Origin of the sequence: Bacillus cereus group sp. MG1, from assembly GCF_040460035.1 — a bacterium.
Classification (GTDB): domain Bacteria; phylum Bacillota; class Bacilli; order Bacillales; family Bacillaceae_G; genus Bacillus_A; species Bacillus_A cereus.
In genome coordinates this window covers 2,405,285-2,422,500 of sequence record NZ_JARVGY010000001.1, presented here as the reverse complement: position 1 = coordinate 2,422,500, position 17,216 = coordinate 2,405,285, and the positions used below count along the sequence as shown (strand labels likewise).

The following is a 17,216-nucleotide window of genomic DNA, read 5'->3' as shown; positions in this document are numbered from 1 at the left end:
CGAGGAGAGAATCCTAAGGTGTGCGAGAGAACTCTGGTTAAGGAACTCGGCAAAATGACCCCGTAACTTCGGGAGAAGGGGTGCTTTCTTAACGGAAAGCCGCAGTGAATAGGCCCAAGCGACTGTTTAGCAAAAACACAGCTCTCTGCGAAGCCGTAAGGCGAAGTATAGGGGGTGACACCTGCCCGGTGCTGGAAGGTTAAGGAGAGGGGTTAGCGTAAGCGAAGCTCTGAACTGAAGCCCCAGTAAACGGCGGCCGTAACTATAACGGTCCTAAGGTAGCGAAATTCCTTGTCGGGTAAGTTCCGACCCGCACGAAAGGTGTAACGATTTGGGCACTGTCTCAACCAGAGACTCGGTGAAATTATAGTACCTGTGAAGATGCAGGTTACCCGCGACAGGACGGAAAGACCCCGTGGAGCTTTACTGTAGCCTGATATTGAATTTTGGTACAGTTTGTACAGGATAGGCGGGAGCCATTGAAACCGGAGCGCTAGCTTCGGTGGAGGCGCTGGTGGGATACCGCCCTGACTGTATTGAAATTCTAACCTACGGGTCTTATCGACCCGGGAGACAGTGTCAGGTGGGCAGTTTGACTGGGGCGGTCGCCTCCTAAAGTGTAACGGAGGCGCCCAAAGGTTCCCTCAGAATGGTTGGAAATCATTCGTAGAGTGCAAAGGCATAAGGGAGCTTGACTGCGAGACCTACAAGTCGAGCAGGGACGAAAGTCGGGCTTAGTGATCCGGTGGTTCCGCATGGAAGGGCCATCGCTCAACGGATAAAAGCTACCCCGGGGATAACAGGCTTATCTCTCCCAAGAGTCCACATCGACGGGGAGGTTTGGCACCTCGATGTCGGCTCATCGCATCCTGGGGCTGTAGTCGGTCCCAAGGGTTGGGCTGTTCGCCCATTAAAGCGGTACGCGAGCTGGGTTCAGAACGTCGTGAGACAGTTCGGTCCCTATCCGTCGTGGGCGTAGGAAATTTGAGAGGAGCTGTCCTTAGTACGAGAGGACCGGGATGGACGCACCGCTGGTGTACCAGTTGTTCTGCCAAGGGCATAGCTGGGTAGCTATGTGCGGAAGGGATAAGTGCTGAAAGCATCTAAGCATGAAGCCCCCCTCAAGATGAGATTTCCCATAGCGTAAGCTAGTAAGATCCCTGAAAGATGATCAGGTTGATAGGTTCGAGGTGGAAGCATGGTGACATGTGGAGCTGACGAATACTAATAGATCGAGGACTTAACCATATAATATGTAGCAATGTTATCTAGTTTTGAAGGAATATGCATTAAAATTTCTTCTTGACATTTCGAAAGAAATGTTTATAATGATAAAAGTCTGGTAATGATGGCAGAGAGGTCACACCCGTTCCCATACCGAACACGGAAGTTAAGCTCTCTAGCGCCGATGGTAGTTGGGACCTTGTCCCTGTGAGAGTAGGACGTTGCCAGGCTAATATTATTCCGCAGTAGCTCAGTGGTAGAGCTATCGGCTGTTAACCGATCGGTCGTAGGTTCGAGTCCTACCTGCGGAGCCATTATGCTTCCATAGCTCAGCTGGTAGAGCACTTCCATGGTAAGGAAGAGGTCACCGGTTCAAGCCCGGTTGGAAGCTTGGGAATAGGTTTAAAACTTTTTTGGCCCGTTGGTCAAGTGGTTAAGACACCGCCCTTTCACGGCGGTAACACGGGTTCGAATCCCGTACGGGTCACCACTTTTGGAGGATTAGCTCAGCTGGGAGAGCACCTGCCTTACAAGCAGGGGGTCGGCGGTTCGATCCCGTCATCCTCCACCATATATATTTAAAATGTCGGAGGGGTAGCGAAGTGGCTAAACGCGGCGGACTGTAAATCCGCTCCTTCGGGTTCGGCAGTTCGAATCTGCCCCCCTCCACCATTTTCTTTAAAATAACCTGAGAGGGTTTATTTTTTTGAAAAGATAACCATACTAGTAAATATTAATGGGCTATAGCCAAGCGGTAAGGCAACGGACTTTGACTCCGTCATGCGCTGGTTCGAATCCAGCTAGCCCAGCCATTTACGAGCCATTAGCTCAGTTGGTAGAGCATCTGACTTTTAATCAGAGGGTCGAAGGTTCGAGTCCTTCATGGCTCATCATTTTTGCGGAAGTAGTTCAGTGGTAGAATACAACCTTGCCAAGGTTGGGGTCGCGGGTTCGAATCCCGTCTTCCGCTTAATTAATAAGGGGCCTTAGCTCAGCTGGGAGAGCGCCTGCCTTGCACGCAGGAGGTCAGCGGTTCGATCCCGCTAGGCTCCATCTAAATAAAAAAGCTTACATCATATGATGTAAGCTTTTTTTGTGTTTAAAAAGACAACTTTTATACTTGTCGTTTAAAATGAAGAAAACGTAAAAATAAGGGATGGGGAGATAATTGTGAAAGTTGTTATTGCATCTGATTCATATAAAGAAAGCCTAAAAGCTATAGAAGTATGTGGAGCTATTGAAAGAGGTTTTAGAGCAATTTTTCCTAATGCAGAGTATGTGAAAATACCAATTGGAGATGGAGGAGAAGGGACGGTTGAATCACTTGTTGATGCTACAGGGGGGAGAATTATATCAATTAGTGTGACAGGACCGCTTAGAGAAGGTATACAAGCTTTTTATGGCATTTCTAAAGATAAAAAGACAGCGTTTATAGAAATGGCAGCAGCATCAGGATTACAGCACGTTCCAGTTGAAAAGCGCAACCCACTTATTACAACGACAAAAGGAACAGGAGAACTTATATTACATGCGCTAGATCAAGGAGTGGAGTACATAATTTTAGGACTTGGCGGAAGTGCTACAAATGATGGTGGGGCAGGTATGTTAGCAGCTTTAGGAGTAAGATTTATAAATGACAAGGGTGAAGTAATAGATCCATCTGGAGGCACATTACATTCGATTGTTGCTATTGATTTTTCACAAATGGACCCCCGCTTAAAGGGGGTAAAGATAGAAGCGGCATGTGATGTGGATAATCCATTAGTCGGAATGCAGGGAGCATCTTTCATATTTGGGAGACAAAAGGGTGCAAATGTAGAGATGATGAAAGAGCTAGATGAGAATTTACAACATTATGCGAATATGCTTAAACGATATGTATCTTTTGATGTATCTGAAATACCTGGTGCAGGGGCAGCGGGAGGAATGGGAGCGGCTGTTATTTCAGTGTTAAAGGGAGACTTGCGGAGGGGCATTGAAATTGTATTAGATTATACAAATTTCGATAAACATATAGAAGATGCAAATCTCATTATAACTGGTGAAGGTAGAATAGATAAACAAACTGCATATGGAAAGGCTCCTGTGGGTGTTGCGGGGCGTGCAAAACGTTTTTCTGTGCCTGTAATTGCTATTGGAGGGTCTGTATCATCTGATTATTCAGCTGTGTACGAGAAAGGAATAGATGCGGTATTTAGTATTACAACGAGACCGATGACACTAGAAGAAGCATATAAAGTAGCAGAAGAAAATATTGAAATGACAACAAAAAATATTGCAATAGTATGGAAAATAGCATCAGAAAAACACTTCTAAATGTAGGAGTGTTTTATTATTATTATTTAATAATAGTGATTGCGATTGTTTCATTAAGTTAACTTTATACATAGAATAGTCTTGAAATTTGGTTTTCAGTATGAATATAAGTGAATAAATTGTATATCCATACAGAAAAATGTCGAGTTGAGTCAGACTATATAAAAGATTTAAAATATTTAGTGAAGGCATAAAAGGGGGATACTATCTATGAAAAAAGAAATCTCAGTTATTGGAGTTCCAATGGATTTAGGACAGATGCGTCGTGGAGTTGATATGGGACCGAGCGCGATCCGTTATGCAGGGGTAATTGAAAGAATTGAAGAAATTGGATATGACGTTAAAGATATGGGAGATATATGTATAGAGAGAGAAAAAGAGATAGATGAAAATACAAAATTAAGAAACCTTACACAAGTTGCAACTGTATGTAATGAATTAGCAAGTAAGGTGGATCATATTATAGAAGAAGGTCGTTTTCCACTTGTATTAGGTGGTGACCATAGTATTGCTATCGGTACATTAGCTGGTGTAGCAAAACATTATAAAAACTTAGGCGTTATTTGGTATGATGCACACGGTGATTTAAATACAGAGGAAACTTCACCATCTGGAAATATTCATGGTATGTCACTTGCAGCAAGTTTAGGTTATGGACATTCTTCACTTGTAGATTTATACGGAGCATATCCAAAGGTGAAAAAAGAGAATGTCGTAATTATCGGTGCGCGTGCATTGGATGAAGGAGAAAAAGATTTCATTCGCAATGAAGGTATTAAAGTGTTCTCAATGCATGAAATTGATCGTATGGGGATGACGGCTGTTATGGAAGAAACAATCGCATATTTATCTCATACTGATGGTGTACACTTATCATTAGATTTAGACGGTCTTGATCCTCATGATGCACCAGGTGTTGGAACGCCTGTAATTGGCGGTCTATCTTATCGTGAAAGTCATTTGGCGATGGAAATGTTAGCAGAAGCTGATATTATCACATCTGCTGAATTTGTTGAGGTAAATACGATTTTAGATGAGAGAAATAGAACGGCAACAACAGCAGTTGCTTTAATGGGTTCTTTATTCGGTGAAAAACTAAAATAAATGTAAGAAAAGCAACTGAGAAGTTGCTTTTTTTATTTGAAAATAGGCGTATAATAATGATTTATATTATACTGTACAATAAAAATGTTTGACATCTTACCAATTTGAGCTAAAGGGGGTTGTTTGTAATTGTCGTTTGTTTCATGTATGGTATAATTAACTAGTTGTTGGAAATACATACAGATAGAGCATAAAACAATATTTCAATATATGGATAGAATTGCTCGTAAGTAGGAGGAAGGGATAGCATGCCTTTTGAAGATACGACCATTTTGAAATATCTTAGTACGGCATTAGATATTGCCATTGTATGGTTTATTATATATAAGCTAATTCTTATAATCCGAGGGACAAAAGCTGTTCAACTTTTAAAAGGGATTACAGTTATTATCGTCGTTAAGATGATCAGTATTTTCCTTGAATTGCGTACGCTATCTTGGCTAACTGAACAAGTATTAACGTGGGGATTTTTAGCCGTTATTATTATCTTTCAGCCAGAATTGCGAAGAGCACTTGAGCAGCTAGGGCGCGGAAGTTTATTTTCGCGTGTTGGAACGCATGAGGATGATGAACCTGAAATGGTTGCAACAGCGATAGCAAAAGCAACCGAATATATGGGGAAACGTAGAATTGGTGCATTAATTACTTTGTCAAAAGAGACCGGTATGGGTGATTATGTGGAAACGGGTATTCCGCTGAATGCAAACGTATCATCGGAATTACTTATTAATATTTTTATTCCAAATACACCTCTTCATGATGGAGCGGTAATTATGCAAGGAAGTACAATTAAAGCAGCAGCATGCTATCTTCCATTATCAGAAAGTCCGTTTATTTCTAAAGAATTAGGAACTAGACATCGTGCTGCAATGGGAGTTAGTGAAGTTACTGATAGTATTACAGTAGTTGTGTCTGAAGAAACTGGTCAAATTTCTTTAACGAAAAATGGTAAGTTGCATCGTGATTTGAAGACAGAACAGCTGAAGGATATGTTATTAGCTGAATTTAGTGGAAACGAAAAAACGACTTCTTCGTCTTTATGGAATTGGAGGAGAAAGCGTCATGGATAAGTTAATGGAGAATCATTGGTTTTTAAAAGGGATCTCATTACTATTGGCGTGTATGCTTTTTATGTCAGCGACGTTAACTGAAAAAAATACGACATCAGTTATATTACCTTTTGCAAATGATACGAAAGAAACATTAACTAATTATGCTATTAATCTTAAGTATGATGAGGAGAAATATATTGTAAGTGGTATTCCGGCAGAGGGCGTTAAAGTAAAATTAGAAGGCCCAAAAGCATCAGTTGCTACAGCAAAAGCAAAAAAACAATTTGACATACCAGTTGATTTGCGAGATAGTCCAAAAGGAACTTATGAGATTTCTTTAAAAACGAACGGGCTTCCAGATGATGTGAAAGGAACAGTTCAGCCATCAACAATTAAAGTTACTCTTCATGAAAAGGCGAGAAAATATGTTCATGTAGATCTGAAATTATCAAATGAGGATCAGATGCCAGCGGGGGCTACTCTAGAAAAATCAAGCCTTAAACCGGATACTGTTGAGGTAGTTGGGACGAAAGAAGAAATTGAAAGCATTTCATCTGCCAAAGCGTATGTTGATTTAAAAGGTGTTAATAAAACTGTTACAAAAACGCCCGAAGTTACATTATACAATAAAGAAGGAAAACGTTTAAATGTAAGAACAAGTCCATCTAAGATTAGTGTAACGTTGAATGTGGCAACGCAAAATACAGCCAATAATACTGAAAAAACTGTTCCTGTAACGTATACGAAGAAGGGGAGTTTAGCAGAAGGATTGGCGGTTACAAATATCAGTGTTGAACCGAGAGAAGTAACGATAGCTGGTCCAAAAGATATTTTGGATAATATACAATCGCTAGAGGGGGTCGAAGTAGATCTTAGTCAATTGACAGAGTCTACAACATTCGATGCCTCTGTTTTATTACCCAAGGGTGTAACAAGTGCCAAACCGAATCAAGTGAAGGTTTCGGTGGGAGTGCAAAAAACAAAACAAACGAAAACAAAAACGATTGATGGTATCCCAATCCAGAAAAATGGACTTTCTAAAGATGTTACTGCTCAGCTACTTTCGCCGCAAGATGGAAAGATAAGTGTTGATATTTCAGGAGAAGCAAGTATAGTAGATAAAATAACAGCTGCTCAAATAACAGCGGTAATTAATCTGCAAAATGTATCTCCAGGAACGAAAGATATTTCAATTCAAGTGAGTGGTCCTGGTAATATTTCAATAGAGCCAAAACAAAAAAGTGCTAAAGTTACTATTGTGAAGAAAGAAAAACCAGATAAAGAAGTACAGGGTAACGGTCAACAACCGGATTCAAACACCGATCAAGAAAATCAAAATGAGAAACCAAAAAATCCTGAACCTGATTCAGAAAAAGAACAGGAAAAGAATCAAAACCAAAATCAAAATCAAGATAAAGATAAAGAAACGAGTCAAGAACCAACAGTAGATAATCACAATCAAAAAGAGCAAGAAAAAGGAGCGAATCATAATGGGTAAATATTTTGGTACAGATGGAGTACGCGGAGTTGCAAATAAGGAGTTAACACCTGAATTAGCTTTCAAAATTGGACGTTTTGGTGGTTATGTATTAACAAAAGATACAGATCGTCCAAAAGTAATTATTGGTCGTGATACACGTGTATCTGGCCATATGTTAGAAGGAGCTTTAGTAGCAGGGCTATTATCAACTGGAGCAGAAGTAATGCGCCTTGGCGTTATTTCTACACCGGGCGTTGCTTATTTAACAAAAGCACTAGACGCACAAGCGGGTGTTATGATTTCTGCATCTCATAATCCAGTACAAGATAACGGTATTAAATTCTTTGGTTCAGACGGCTTTAAATTAACAGATGAGCAAGAAGCTGAGATTGAAGCTTTATTAGACAAAGAAGTTGATGAACTACCACGTCCGACAGGTACTAATCTTGGACAAGTGAGTGATTACTTTGAAGGTGGACAAAAATATTTACAGTACATTAAACAAACTGTTGAAGAAGATTTCTCTGGCCTACATATCGCTTTAGATTGTGCACATGGTGCAACTTCTTCTCTTGCTCCATACTTATTTGCAGACCTAGAAGCTGATATTTCAACGATGGGAACTTCTCCAAATGGTATGAATATTAATGAGGGTGTAGGATCTACACATCCAGAAGGCTTAGCTGAATTGGTAAAAGAAAAAGGTGCGGATATCGGACTTGCTTTTGATGGCGATGGCGACCGTTTAATTGCTGTAGACGAAAAAGGAAACATCGTTGACGGTGATCAAATTATGTTCATTTGTGCGAAGTACATGAAAGAAACTGGTCAATTAAAACATAATACAGTTGTTTCAACTGTTATGAGTAACTTAGGTTTCTACAAAGCACTTGAAGCAAATAATATTACAAGTGATAAAACAGCAGTTGGTGACCGCTACGTAATGGAAGAAATGAAGCGCGGAGGTTACAACCTAGGTGGAGAACAATCAGGCCATATTATCTTACTTGATTACATTACAACTGGTGATGGAATGTTAAGTGCACTTCAACTTGTAAACATCATGAAAATGACGAAAAAGCCATTATCTGAACTTGCAGGGGAAATGACGAAATTCCCACAATTGCTAGTAAACGTTCGTGTAACAGATAAAAAATTAGCATTAGAAAATGAAAAAATTAAAGAAATTATTCGTGTTGTAGAGGAAGAAATGAACGGTGATGGCCGTATTCTTGTTCGCCCATCTGGAACAGAGCCACTTATTCGTGTAATGGCAGAAGCACCAACACAAGAAGTTTGTGATGCATATGTACATCGCATTGTAGAAGTTGTGAAAGCCGAAGTTGGCGCTGAATAATTAGCTGAATTCATATGAAAAAGGAGCACAAAAAGTGCTCCTTTTTCATATGTTTTATAGACGATGAAAAAAATTTCATTGACGGTTTATCCATGTTTGTTATAAGATGGTCTTGTTCTTTTTCTCAAAGGAAATATTGTAAATTATAAAAGCGCCAGAACTACAAATAGTGTAGTTGACGAGGTGGGGTTTATCGAGATTTCGGCGGATGACTCCCGGTTGTTCATCACAACCGCAAGCTTTTACTTAAATCATTAAGGTGACTTAGTGGACAAAGGTGAAAGTGTGATGAGAGAAGAGGAACGGATGAAAACTAGCTGTATAAGTATATACGGACTTAAACCCAATCGAGAGGAAGGTGAAAGCCGTTACAAGCTTACAGGGCTAGCAATATGTAATCCGTTTTTTAGTATAAATAAAAATGGTATCGGACTATGTCGTTACATGTTCGCAGAGCAGTGTAAGCATTTGTAACGGCGACTAAACATGTGTGGAATCGTAGGATTTATTGGAGAGCAAGATGCAAAGGAAATTTTATTAAAAGGTTTAGAAAAGCTAGAATATCGTGGATATGATTCAGCAGGTATTGCAGTACAAGCAGAGAACGGTGTTGTTGTATACAAAGAAAAAGGCCGTATCGCAAAACTTCGTGAAATCGTAGATGAGAACGTAGCAGCAAGCGTAGGTATCGGACACACACGCTGGGCTACACACGGTGTTCCAAGTAAAGTAAACGCGCATCCGCATCAAAGTACATCAAAACGCTTTACATTAGTTCATAACGGTGTAATTGAAAACTATGAATTAGTGAAAAAGGAATATTTACAAGATGTAACGTTCGTAAGTGAAACAGATACAGAGGTTATCGTACAGCTTATGGAACAACAAGTGAGCACAGGATTAAGTGTAGAAGAAGCGTTCCGTAATACGCTATCTCTTTTACATGGCTCTTATGCAATCGGATTACTTGATGCTGAAAATCCAAACATGATTTATGTTGCTAAAAACAAAAGCCCGCTATTAGTAGGTGTTGGTGACAACTTTAATGTTGTGGCAAGCGACGCTATGGCGATGTTACAAGTTACAGATCAATTCATTGAGTTAATGGATAAAGAAATCGTAATCGTAACGAAAGAAAGTATTACAATTAAAAACTTACAAGGTGAAACGATTGAACGTGCACCGTTTACAGCGGAATTAGACGCAAGTGATATTGAAAAGGGAACATATCCTCATTTCATGCTTAAAGAAATCGATGAGCAACCACTTGTAATCCGTAATATAATTCAAAAGTATCAAGATGAAAATGGCGAAATTGAATTAAATCAAGACATCCGCAATGCGATTTTAGATAGCGATCGCATTTACATCATTGCATGTGGAACGAGTTATCATGCAGGTCTTGTTGGAAAACAATTTATCGAGAAGTTTGCAAAAATGCCAGTTGAAGTACACGTGGCAAGTGAATTCTCTTACAACATGCCATTATTAACAGAAAGACCATTCTTCATTTACATTTCACAAAGTGGTGAAACAGCTGATAGCCGTGCAGTACTTGTACAAACAAATGAAATGGGGCATAAAGCATTAACAATTACAAACGTGCCTGGTTCTACGCTTTCTCGTGAAGCTGATTATACACTTCCGTTATACGCTGGACCAGAAATTGCAGTTGCATCAACGAAAGCTTACACAGCACAGCTTGCAGTACTTTCAATTTTAGCGGCTGATATTGCTAAAGCAAAAGGTGAAGTTCTTGATTTCGATTTAACACACGAACTAGGACTTGTAGCAAATGCAATGATAGAACTTTGTGATCAAAAAGAAGAAATGGACGCATTAGCAAAACAATTTTTAGCAACAACGCGTAACTGTTTCTTCATCGGCCGTAGCGTAGACTTCTACGTAGGATTAGAAGGTGCGTTAAAACTAAAAGAAATCTCTTACATCCAAGCAGAAGGATTCGCTGGAGGAGAGTTAAAACACGGTACAATCGCTTTAATTGAAAATGGTACACCAGTTATCGCACTTGCTACACAAGAGCACGTAAACCTTGGAATTCGTGGTAACGTGAAAGAAGTAGTAGCACGCGGGGCTAACCCATGTATCATCTCAATGAAAGGCTTAGAAATGGAAGGTGACAGCTTCGTATTACCAGCTGTACACGAAGCGCTAGCACCGCTAGTAGCAGTTATTCCATTACAACTTATCTCATACTACGCAGCACTTCACCGCGAGTGTGACGTTGATAAGCCACGTAACTTAGCTAAGTCTGTTACTGTTGAGTAGGAGATTGGTAGGTTAATAAATATAGTTATAGCTTTAAAATAAATTTACAAATTTGCACCCCTTTAGATATTTTATCTAAAGGGGTATTTTTGTGTCGAAAAAGAACATCTAAAATTGATAAGCGGAAAGAGCCCTATAGATTAAAGTTTTACTTTATCGGATTCACTTTTATTTATCTGAATTTTCCGTTACTATTTTAAGTATCCGTGAACAATTTCCTTTATTACGACAAGAAGAGACGGTAGATTCATGGACATTACAAGGGGGCTTATTATATGAAAGTGAAAGCAAAAACATATTTAAGTATAGAAGAGATTATTTCATTACCAACCGTATCAAGTACAAACATAAGTGATGATGGTAAAAACGTAGCATTTGTTAAGAAGACGGCTGATTGGAAAGACAATACATATAGGAATCATGTATGGATATATGAAAAAGATAAGAAGCAGAGTTACCCATTATCAAATGGTGATATAGATAGTACACACCCATTATGGTCTCCAGATGCTAGGTGTATCGCATATCTTAGTCCAGTTGGTGACGGGGAAAATCAGATATTTGTTAAGTCACTAGATGATTATAGAGAGGTTCAAATTACTGATGAGAAAGAAGGAGTCAGTACATTCAAATGGGGTCCTACTGGCAAGGGGCTTTATTATGTTACGCAGTCAAAAGAATGTGAAGAGATAAAGAAACGTAAGGAGCTATATGGAGATTTTCAACATATAGGTAAGGAACACCAGAATGATTGTTTATATTACATTGAAATAGAAAAGGTGATACAAAGTGATACAGATGAACACGAGAACAGAGTTGTTTATCAATTAACGGATGGTAAGGACTTTCATATCCATGAATTTGATATTTCAAATGATGGTAAAAAGGTTGTATTTATAACGACACCAAGCTCAAATATGGCAGATTATATAAATGGAGATCTATACATACTCCATATTAAAGCTGGAGAGCTACAAAAGCTGAATGTGGATAAGTTGTTGGGAGGGAGTGTTTGCTTTTCTCCTGACGGCAGTAAAATATGTTACACAGCAAGCATAAGAGAGAAGGATTACTATAGAAACCATATACAAGATAGTACGTTAGAGATATATGATATGAATACTGGAGAGGTAATTCAGCCTCTAACAAACTTTGATAGTACAGTTATGCCATTACAGTGGACAGCTAAAGGAATTTTAATTAGATGGCAGGATAAAACGAATTATCGTATTGGATTACTAGCTGAAGATGGCACTGTGGAAGCATTAAGCGACAAGATAGATGGCTTTATAATGGATGCCTCTATAACAAAGGATGGAAATCATATAACCTATAATAAGGCTATAACAAATGAAACCTTTGAAATCTATTTAGACGATAAAAAAATAACGGATGAAAATAGCTTTTTCAAAGGGAAACTTAAAAGTAACAGGGAAATCATCTCATGGAAAAGTAGTGATGGTCTTGAAATAGAAGGTGTTTTATCAACGCCAGTAGAGTTTGACACTAATAAAAAATATCCTTTATTAGTAGTAATTCACGGTGGTCCGGCTTGGGCATCTTTTCCGATATTTTCAGACTGCTTCAATGAGAAATATCCGATTGAACAGTTTGTTGAAAAAGGCTTTATCGTTTTAGAGCCAAATTACAGAGGAAGTTCAGGTTATGGTAATGAATTTTTAAAAGCTAACTATAGAAAACAGGGGATTGCTGACTACGACGATGTTATATCAGGAGTTGATAAACTAGTTGATCAAGGGATAGTAGATAAAGATAGAGTAGGAGTTATGGGATGGAGCAACGGTGGATATTTATCAGCTTTTTGTTCTACATTTAGTAGCAGGTTTAAAGCTATTTCAGTTGGCGGTGGAATAACTAACTGGAGTACCCATTATGTAAATACAGATATACCTTACTTTATTAGAATGTATTTAGGAAATACTCCATGGAATGATCCAGATATATATACGAAGACATCACCTATGACGTATATTAAATCAGCTTGTACGCCTACCTTAATTCAACATGGGGAAAAGGATGCAAGAATTCCGATTACAAATGCATATGATCTATATCAAGGATTAATGGATATGGAAGTTGATACAGAATTAATTATATTTAAAGGAATGGCATATAGTTCTGACCAACCAGGAGTTCATGTGGCTATTATGAAGCAGAACTTGATGTGGTTTTCACACTATATGCTTGAAGAGAGTATGGAGGGTTTTAGGACTTTGTAATAGATGTTTGTACAAGACATATGATTGAAACGGTCTTCATATTGAGATGATTTATTATAAAATATATACTTAAACTACTATCAGTACATACATCAGGGAGGACTAATATGACAGGAAATAAAAATGACTTACTAGTAGAAAAACGTGAAGAGTTATTGAAAGTATTGCAAGCTCGTTTTGAGAAAAACATGAACCGCCATGAAGGTCTTGAATGGGCTAAAGTTGAAGCAAAGCTGACTACTAATAATGAAAAATTGTGGTCACTTAACGAAATGGAAGTAACTGGTGGTGAGCCGGATGTTATTGGTTATGATGAAGAAAAGGACGAATATACTTTCTATGATTGTTCAAAGGAGAGTCCTAAAGGCCGCAGAAGTCTTTGTTATGATCTTGAAGCGTTAGAATCAAGAAAAAAGCATAAACCAGAAAATAACGCTATTGATGTGGCGGCCGCTATGGGTATTGAGTTATTAACGGAAGAACAATATCGAGAGTTACAACAACTTGGAGATTTTGATATGAAATCATCGAGTTGGGTACAAACACCTTCAGATATTAGAGAGCTTGGTGGTGCTCTATTTTGCGATTATCGCTTTGGACATGTTTTCGTGTACCACAATGGAGCAGACTCTTACTATGCTGCCAGAGGCTTTCGTGGTTCATTAAAAGTTTAAATTAGGATAAATAAGAAAAAGAGCCTATATTCAGGCTCTTTTTCTTATTTATATTTTAAAAGTAAATTGTTACTACGCAGTTTTACTTAATTTATATGTTCTGTGGTTGTTTTTACGGAAAAGTTTAGGGAAAACATAGCCATCTAATCCAATACGTCCAGCGTTCTGCCCTGCAACTAAAATGAACATAGTCAAAATAAGCAGGTTTGGGTTTACACTAACAGTTCCGCTTAATAAAAATGAAAGATTCATTATGATTCCGAAAAATGCAGCTGTTTTTGTTAATCCGCCTAAAATCAAACCTAGACCTACTAAAATTTCTCCCCATTGAACTAAAAAGCTAAATAGGTCTGCGTTTGGAAGGACAAAATGTTGAAGGAAATCTGCCCACCAACTTTGTACTGCAGGGTGGTCCCCTGATGCTTGAGCAATAGCACCCTTTAGAAAGCCACTTGCGTCAAAAGATTGTCCGAAGACTTTGCCTATCCCAGCAGCGAACCATGTATATCCTATGTAAAGTCGTAAAAGTAATAATATGAAAGTAGCACGTTTATCAGTTCTTAAAAAATTGATAACCATTGAAATCCCTCCAATATTGTATTTACACGTTTATTATATATCCAATGTGAAAAGATTCACAATGGAGAGAATGTGAACAAGGATAGGTTGTGAATAATTGTTTTATTTTTTGTAACATTTTATCTGCTTTGATAAACTAAGAATAGAGATATATGTAAAGGAGACAAAGACTCAATATGTGGATGAACTTGTAATGATTAGAAACTACTAGATAGATAAATTTTGCTCTCATAAGCGAGGGTTTATTTAGTTATCTGTAAATCATTCAAGGAATGCATATTTGGCTTGTACATCCCTTTTATAAGGATAGGTGCCTATTTTATGTATCTGTCTTTTTTGTGGGAAAGTTTATATCTCTTATATAAAATATGCGTCCTTTAAACTTGGAGGAGTATATGATGAACCAATTAAAAAATAAAGTAGCAGTTATTACAGGGGTAAGTCGTCTAGATGGTATAGGGGCAGCGATTTGTAAAGAATTAGCTGAATCAGGATACGATATATTTTTTACGTATTGGACAGCTTACGATAAAGAGATGCCTTGGGGCGTTGATAAAAATGAACAAATACAATTAAAAGAAGAGTTACTAAAAAACGGTGTTAAAGTATCAAGTATGGAGTTAGATTTAACTCAGAATGATGCACCAAAAGAGCTTATAAATAAAGTTACTGAACAATTAGGGTACCCTCATATATTAATTAATAATGCAGCATATTCTACGAATAATAATTTCTCTACGTTGACTGCTGAAGAATTAGATAAGCATTATATGGTAAATGTTCGTGCGACTACATTGCTCAGTAGTCAATTTTCCCGGGGATTTGATAAGAAATCTGGTGGTAGAATTGTTAATATTACTTCGGGGCAATTTCAAGGTCCTATGGCAGGAGAACTAGCTTATGCGACAACGAAGGGAGCTATTGATGCTCTTACTAGTACGTTGTCAGCAGAGGTAGCTCATTTAGGAATAACAGTGAATGCAATTAATCCAGGACCAACCGATACAGGATGGATGACTGAAGAGATAAAACAAGGGTTAAAGCCGATGTTTCCTTTTGGCAGAATTGGTGAGCCAAGGGATGCAGCTAGACTCATTAAATTTTTAGTAAGTGAAGAGGCCGAGTGGATTACTGGGCAAGTTATTCATTCAGAAGGTGGATTTAAAAGATAAAAAAGAAGGCATCTCACCAGGGTGAGATGCCTTCTTTTTTAATCTTTCTTCAATCTTCGTGCAACACCATTCCCTAAAGATTGTAATCCTTGAACGAGGATAATTAAAATAAAGACGGTTGCATACATTACTTCAGGCTCGTAGCGTAAATGTCCGAAGCGGTATGCTAAATCCCCTAGCCCGCCAGCACCTACAAGGCCAGCCATTGCTGTTGCGCCGATTAAGCCGATCGTTGCGATTGTTAATCCGAGTACAAGGGAGGGACGTGCTTCTTTCACCATAACGTGCCAAATGATTTTTATAGTAGAAACGCCCATCGCTTGGTAGGCTTCAATGACACCGCGATCGACTTCTAGTAAAGCTGTCTCCATTAAACGTGCGATATAAGGGGCTGTGAAGACGACAAGCGGTACGATAACACCTTGCACGCCAATGGACGTTCCCATTAGAAACTTTGTAAAAGGTAAAATAAAGAATAATAGAATGATAAATGGAAGAGAGCGAATGATATTAATAATTGTATTAAGAATAGGATAGATGATTTTATTTTCACGCTGCCCACCAGGTCTCGTTAAAACAAGTGTGACGCCAAGTGGTAATGCAATAAGGATCGAGATGAGTAATGAGATAGATGTCATTTGAAAGGTTTGGATTGTGGCTTCCCATATGACTTTACCCCATTCATCCAAAAAGGACTTGTTTCCCATAATCTGTTCTACCTCCTTCTACGATGATTCCTTGCTCTTGTAAAAATGATAAAGCACGGTGGATTTCATTTTGTTCCCCTTGCATATGAACGACTAGTTTCCCATATGCTTCATGTTTTAACTGCGTAATATTACCGGATAAAATATTCGGATACACTTGGAAACGTTTTGTGGCAACGGCTAAGGCAGGTTCCCCTGAAGTAGTGCCAATAAATGAAAGTGTTACAATTTCTCCAGTACTTTGTAGTTCTTTCTGTACCTCTTTTGGAATTTTCGCTGCAAATGCGCTATTTACAAATTTCTTCGTGGTTACATGTTGTGGGTTTGTGAAAATATCTTTTACAGTCCCACTTTCGACTACAGATCCATGTTCCATAATAGTAACGCGGTCACATATACGCTGGATGACATTCATTTCATGTGTAATGAGTAAAATCGTAATTCCGATTTCTTCGTTAATCTTTAATAACAAATCAAGGATAGAATCGGTTGTTTCGGGATCTAATGCGCTCGTTGCTTCATCACTTAATAACACTTCAGGTTCATGTGATAGCGCACGAGCAATTGCAACACGCTGTTTTTGACCACCAGAAAGTTCGCTTGGATACGCATCTTTTCGATTAAAAAGATCGACAATGCGTAAATACTTTTCTACTCTTTTTTCAATTTCTGCTTTTGGAATGCCAGCAAGCCGTAACGGTAATGCGATATTTTCATAAACGGTAACAGTTTTAAGTAAATTGAATCCTTGGAAGATCATTCCGATTTTTTGTCTCGCTTTTGCTAGTTCTTTTGTCGATAACGTTGTTAAGTCTTGTTCGTTTACAATGATATTTCCTGTCGTTGGTTTTTCTAATAAATTTACACATCGAATCAATGTACTTTTACCAGCGCCACTATACCCAATGATTCCAAATATCTCGCCTTTTTCTACTTTAAGGGAAGTAGACTTAAGAGCCTCAACATTCCCTTTTTTTGTTGTAAATACTTTGGATATGTTTTTTAATTCAATCATTATCGTC

13 protein-coding genes, 9 tRNA genes and 2 rRNA genes (1 of these 24 cut by a window edge) are annotated in these 17,216 nt (G+C 38.4%); 21 read left to right on the top strand and 3 right to left on the bottom strand.

Annotation, left to right across the window (positions count from 1 at the left end):
- The 20 genes from QCI79_RS12565 to QCI79_RS12470 all read left to right on the top strand — a co-directional run.
- Positions 1–1,248 (top strand): 23S ribosomal RNA (locus QCI79_RS12565) (it extends 1,675 nt beyond the left edge of the window).
- Positions 1,249–1,338: 90 nt separating this feature from the next.
- A 5S ribosomal RNA gene (gene rrf, locus QCI79_RS12560) occupies positions 1,339–1,454 on the top strand.
- Between the two features lie 9 nt (positions 1,455–1,463).
- A tRNA-Asn gene (locus QCI79_RS12555) sits at positions 1,464–1,538 on the top strand.
- 4 nt (positions 1,539–1,542) lie between these two features.
- Positions 1,543–1,615, top strand: a tRNA-Thr gene (locus QCI79_RS12550).
- A gap of 24 nt (positions 1,616–1,639) precedes the next feature.
- Positions 1,640–1,714, top strand: a tRNA-Glu gene (locus QCI79_RS12545).
- A gap of 5 nt (positions 1,715–1,719) precedes the next feature.
- Positions 1,720–1,795 (top strand) — tRNA-Val (locus QCI79_RS12540).
- Positions 1,796–1,812: 17 nt separating this feature from the next.
- Positions 1,813–1,896: transfer RNA gene (locus QCI79_RS12535), tRNA-Tyr, on the top strand.
- A 65-nt stretch (positions 1,897–1,961) separates the two neighbouring features.
- Positions 1,962–2,036: transfer RNA gene (locus tag QCI79_RS12530), tRNA-Gln, on the top strand.
- Positions 2,037–2,041: 5 nt separating this feature from the next.
- Positions 2,042–2,114, top strand: a tRNA-Lys gene (locus tag QCI79_RS12525).
- 8 nt (positions 2,115–2,122) lie between these two features.
- Positions 2,123–2,194, top strand: a tRNA-Gly gene (locus tag QCI79_RS12520).
- A 10-nt stretch (positions 2,195–2,204) separates the two neighbouring features.
- A tRNA-Ala gene (locus QCI79_RS12515) sits at positions 2,205–2,277 on the top strand.
- A gap of 117 nt (positions 2,278–2,394) precedes the next feature.
- Complete coding sequence (locus QCI79_RS12510; protein WP_000869581.1) at positions 2,395–3,540, top strand: glycerate kinase; 1,146 nt, start codon at positions 2,395–2,397, stop codon at positions 3,538–3,540.
- A 210-nt stretch (positions 3,541–3,750) separates the two neighbouring features.
- Positions 3,751–4,644 (top strand): arginase, encoded by an 894-nt coding sequence (gene rocF / locus QCI79_RS12505; RefSeq protein ID WP_000711563.1) that lies wholly within the window; start codon positions 3,751–3,753, stop codon positions 4,642–4,644.
- A 248-nt stretch (positions 4,645–4,892) separates the two neighbouring features.
- The gene (gene cdaA / locus QCI79_RS12500; RefSeq protein ID WP_001115697.1) at positions 4,893–5,714 is read left to right on the top strand and encodes a diadenylate cyclase CdaA; all 822 of its coding nucleotides are present in this window, start codon (positions 4,893–4,895) and stop codon (positions 5,712–5,714) included.
- On the top strand, positions 5,707–7,194 hold the full coding sequence (locus QCI79_RS12495; RefSeq protein ID WP_000359614.1) for a CdaR family protein: 1,488 nt from the start codon (positions 5,707–5,709) through the stop codon (positions 7,192–7,194). Before cdaA ends, QCI79_RS12495 begins: the two co-directional genes overlap by 8 nt.
- Complete coding sequence (gene glmM, locus QCI79_RS12490; protein WP_000521476.1) at positions 7,187–8,533, top strand: phosphoglucosamine mutase; 1,347 nt, start codon at positions 7,187–7,189, stop codon at positions 8,531–8,533. Before QCI79_RS12495 ends, glmM begins: the two co-directional genes overlap by 8 nt.
- 288 nt (positions 8,534–8,821) lie before the next feature.
- Positions 8,822–9,007: a hypothetical protein gene (locus tag QCI79_RS12485; protein ID WP_001206405.1), complete on the top strand. Its 186-nt coding sequence runs from the start codon at positions 8,822–8,824 to the stop codon at positions 9,005–9,007.
- 12 nt (positions 9,008–9,019) lie between these two features.
- Positions 9,020–10,822, top strand: coding sequence for a glutamine--fructose-6-phosphate transaminase (isomerizing) (gene glmS / locus QCI79_RS12480; RefSeq protein WP_000334163.1), 1,803 nt, complete (start codon positions 9,020–9,022; stop codon positions 10,820–10,822).
- A gap of 275 nt (positions 10,823–11,097) precedes the next feature.
- Positions 11,098–13,062 (top strand): S9 family peptidase, encoded by a 1,965-nt coding sequence (locus tag QCI79_RS12475; RefSeq protein WP_000864888.1) that lies wholly within the window; start codon positions 11,098–11,100, stop codon positions 13,060–13,062.
- A gap of 107 nt (positions 13,063–13,169) precedes the next feature.
- The gene (locus QCI79_RS12470; protein ID WP_000147390.1) at positions 13,170–13,736 is read left to right on the top strand and encodes a DUF4256 domain-containing protein; all 567 of its coding nucleotides are present in this window, start codon (positions 13,170–13,172) and stop codon (positions 13,734–13,736) included.
- A 72-nt stretch (positions 13,737–13,808) separates the two neighbouring features.
- Here the strand turns inward: QCI79_RS12470 and QCI79_RS12465 are convergent, their stop codons facing one another.
- Positions 13,809–14,315: a DoxX family membrane protein gene (locus QCI79_RS12465; RefSeq protein WP_000236359.1), complete on the bottom strand. Its 507-nt coding sequence runs from the start codon at positions 14,313–14,315 to the stop codon at positions 13,809–13,811.
- 395 nt (positions 14,316–14,710) lie between these two features.
- Here QCI79_RS12465 and QCI79_RS12460 point away from each other — a divergent pair, with 395 nt between their 5' ends.
- Positions 14,711–15,487, top strand: a complete 777-nt coding sequence (locus QCI79_RS12460) for an SDR family oxidoreductase (RefSeq protein WP_002100645.1) — start codon at positions 14,711–14,713, stop codon at positions 15,485–15,487.
- Positions 15,488–15,525: 38 nt separating this feature from the next.
- Here the strand turns inward: QCI79_RS12460 and QCI79_RS12455 are convergent, their stop codons facing one another.
- Together QCI79_RS12455 and QCI79_RS12450 are read right to left on the bottom strand one after the other, a co-directional pair.
- Positions 15,526–16,194, bottom strand: coding sequence for a methionine ABC transporter permease (locus tag QCI79_RS12455; protein WP_000527151.1), 669 nt, complete (start codon positions 16,192–16,194; stop codon positions 15,526–15,528).
- On the bottom strand, positions 16,169–17,209 hold the full coding sequence (locus QCI79_RS12450) for a methionine ABC transporter ATP-binding protein (protein ID WP_000571306.1): 1,041 nt from the start codon (positions 17,207–17,209) through the stop codon (positions 16,169–16,171). The genes QCI79_RS12455 and QCI79_RS12450 overlap by 26 nt, the downstream gene beginning before the upstream one ends.
- Positions 17,210–17,216 lie beyond the last annotated feature (7 nt).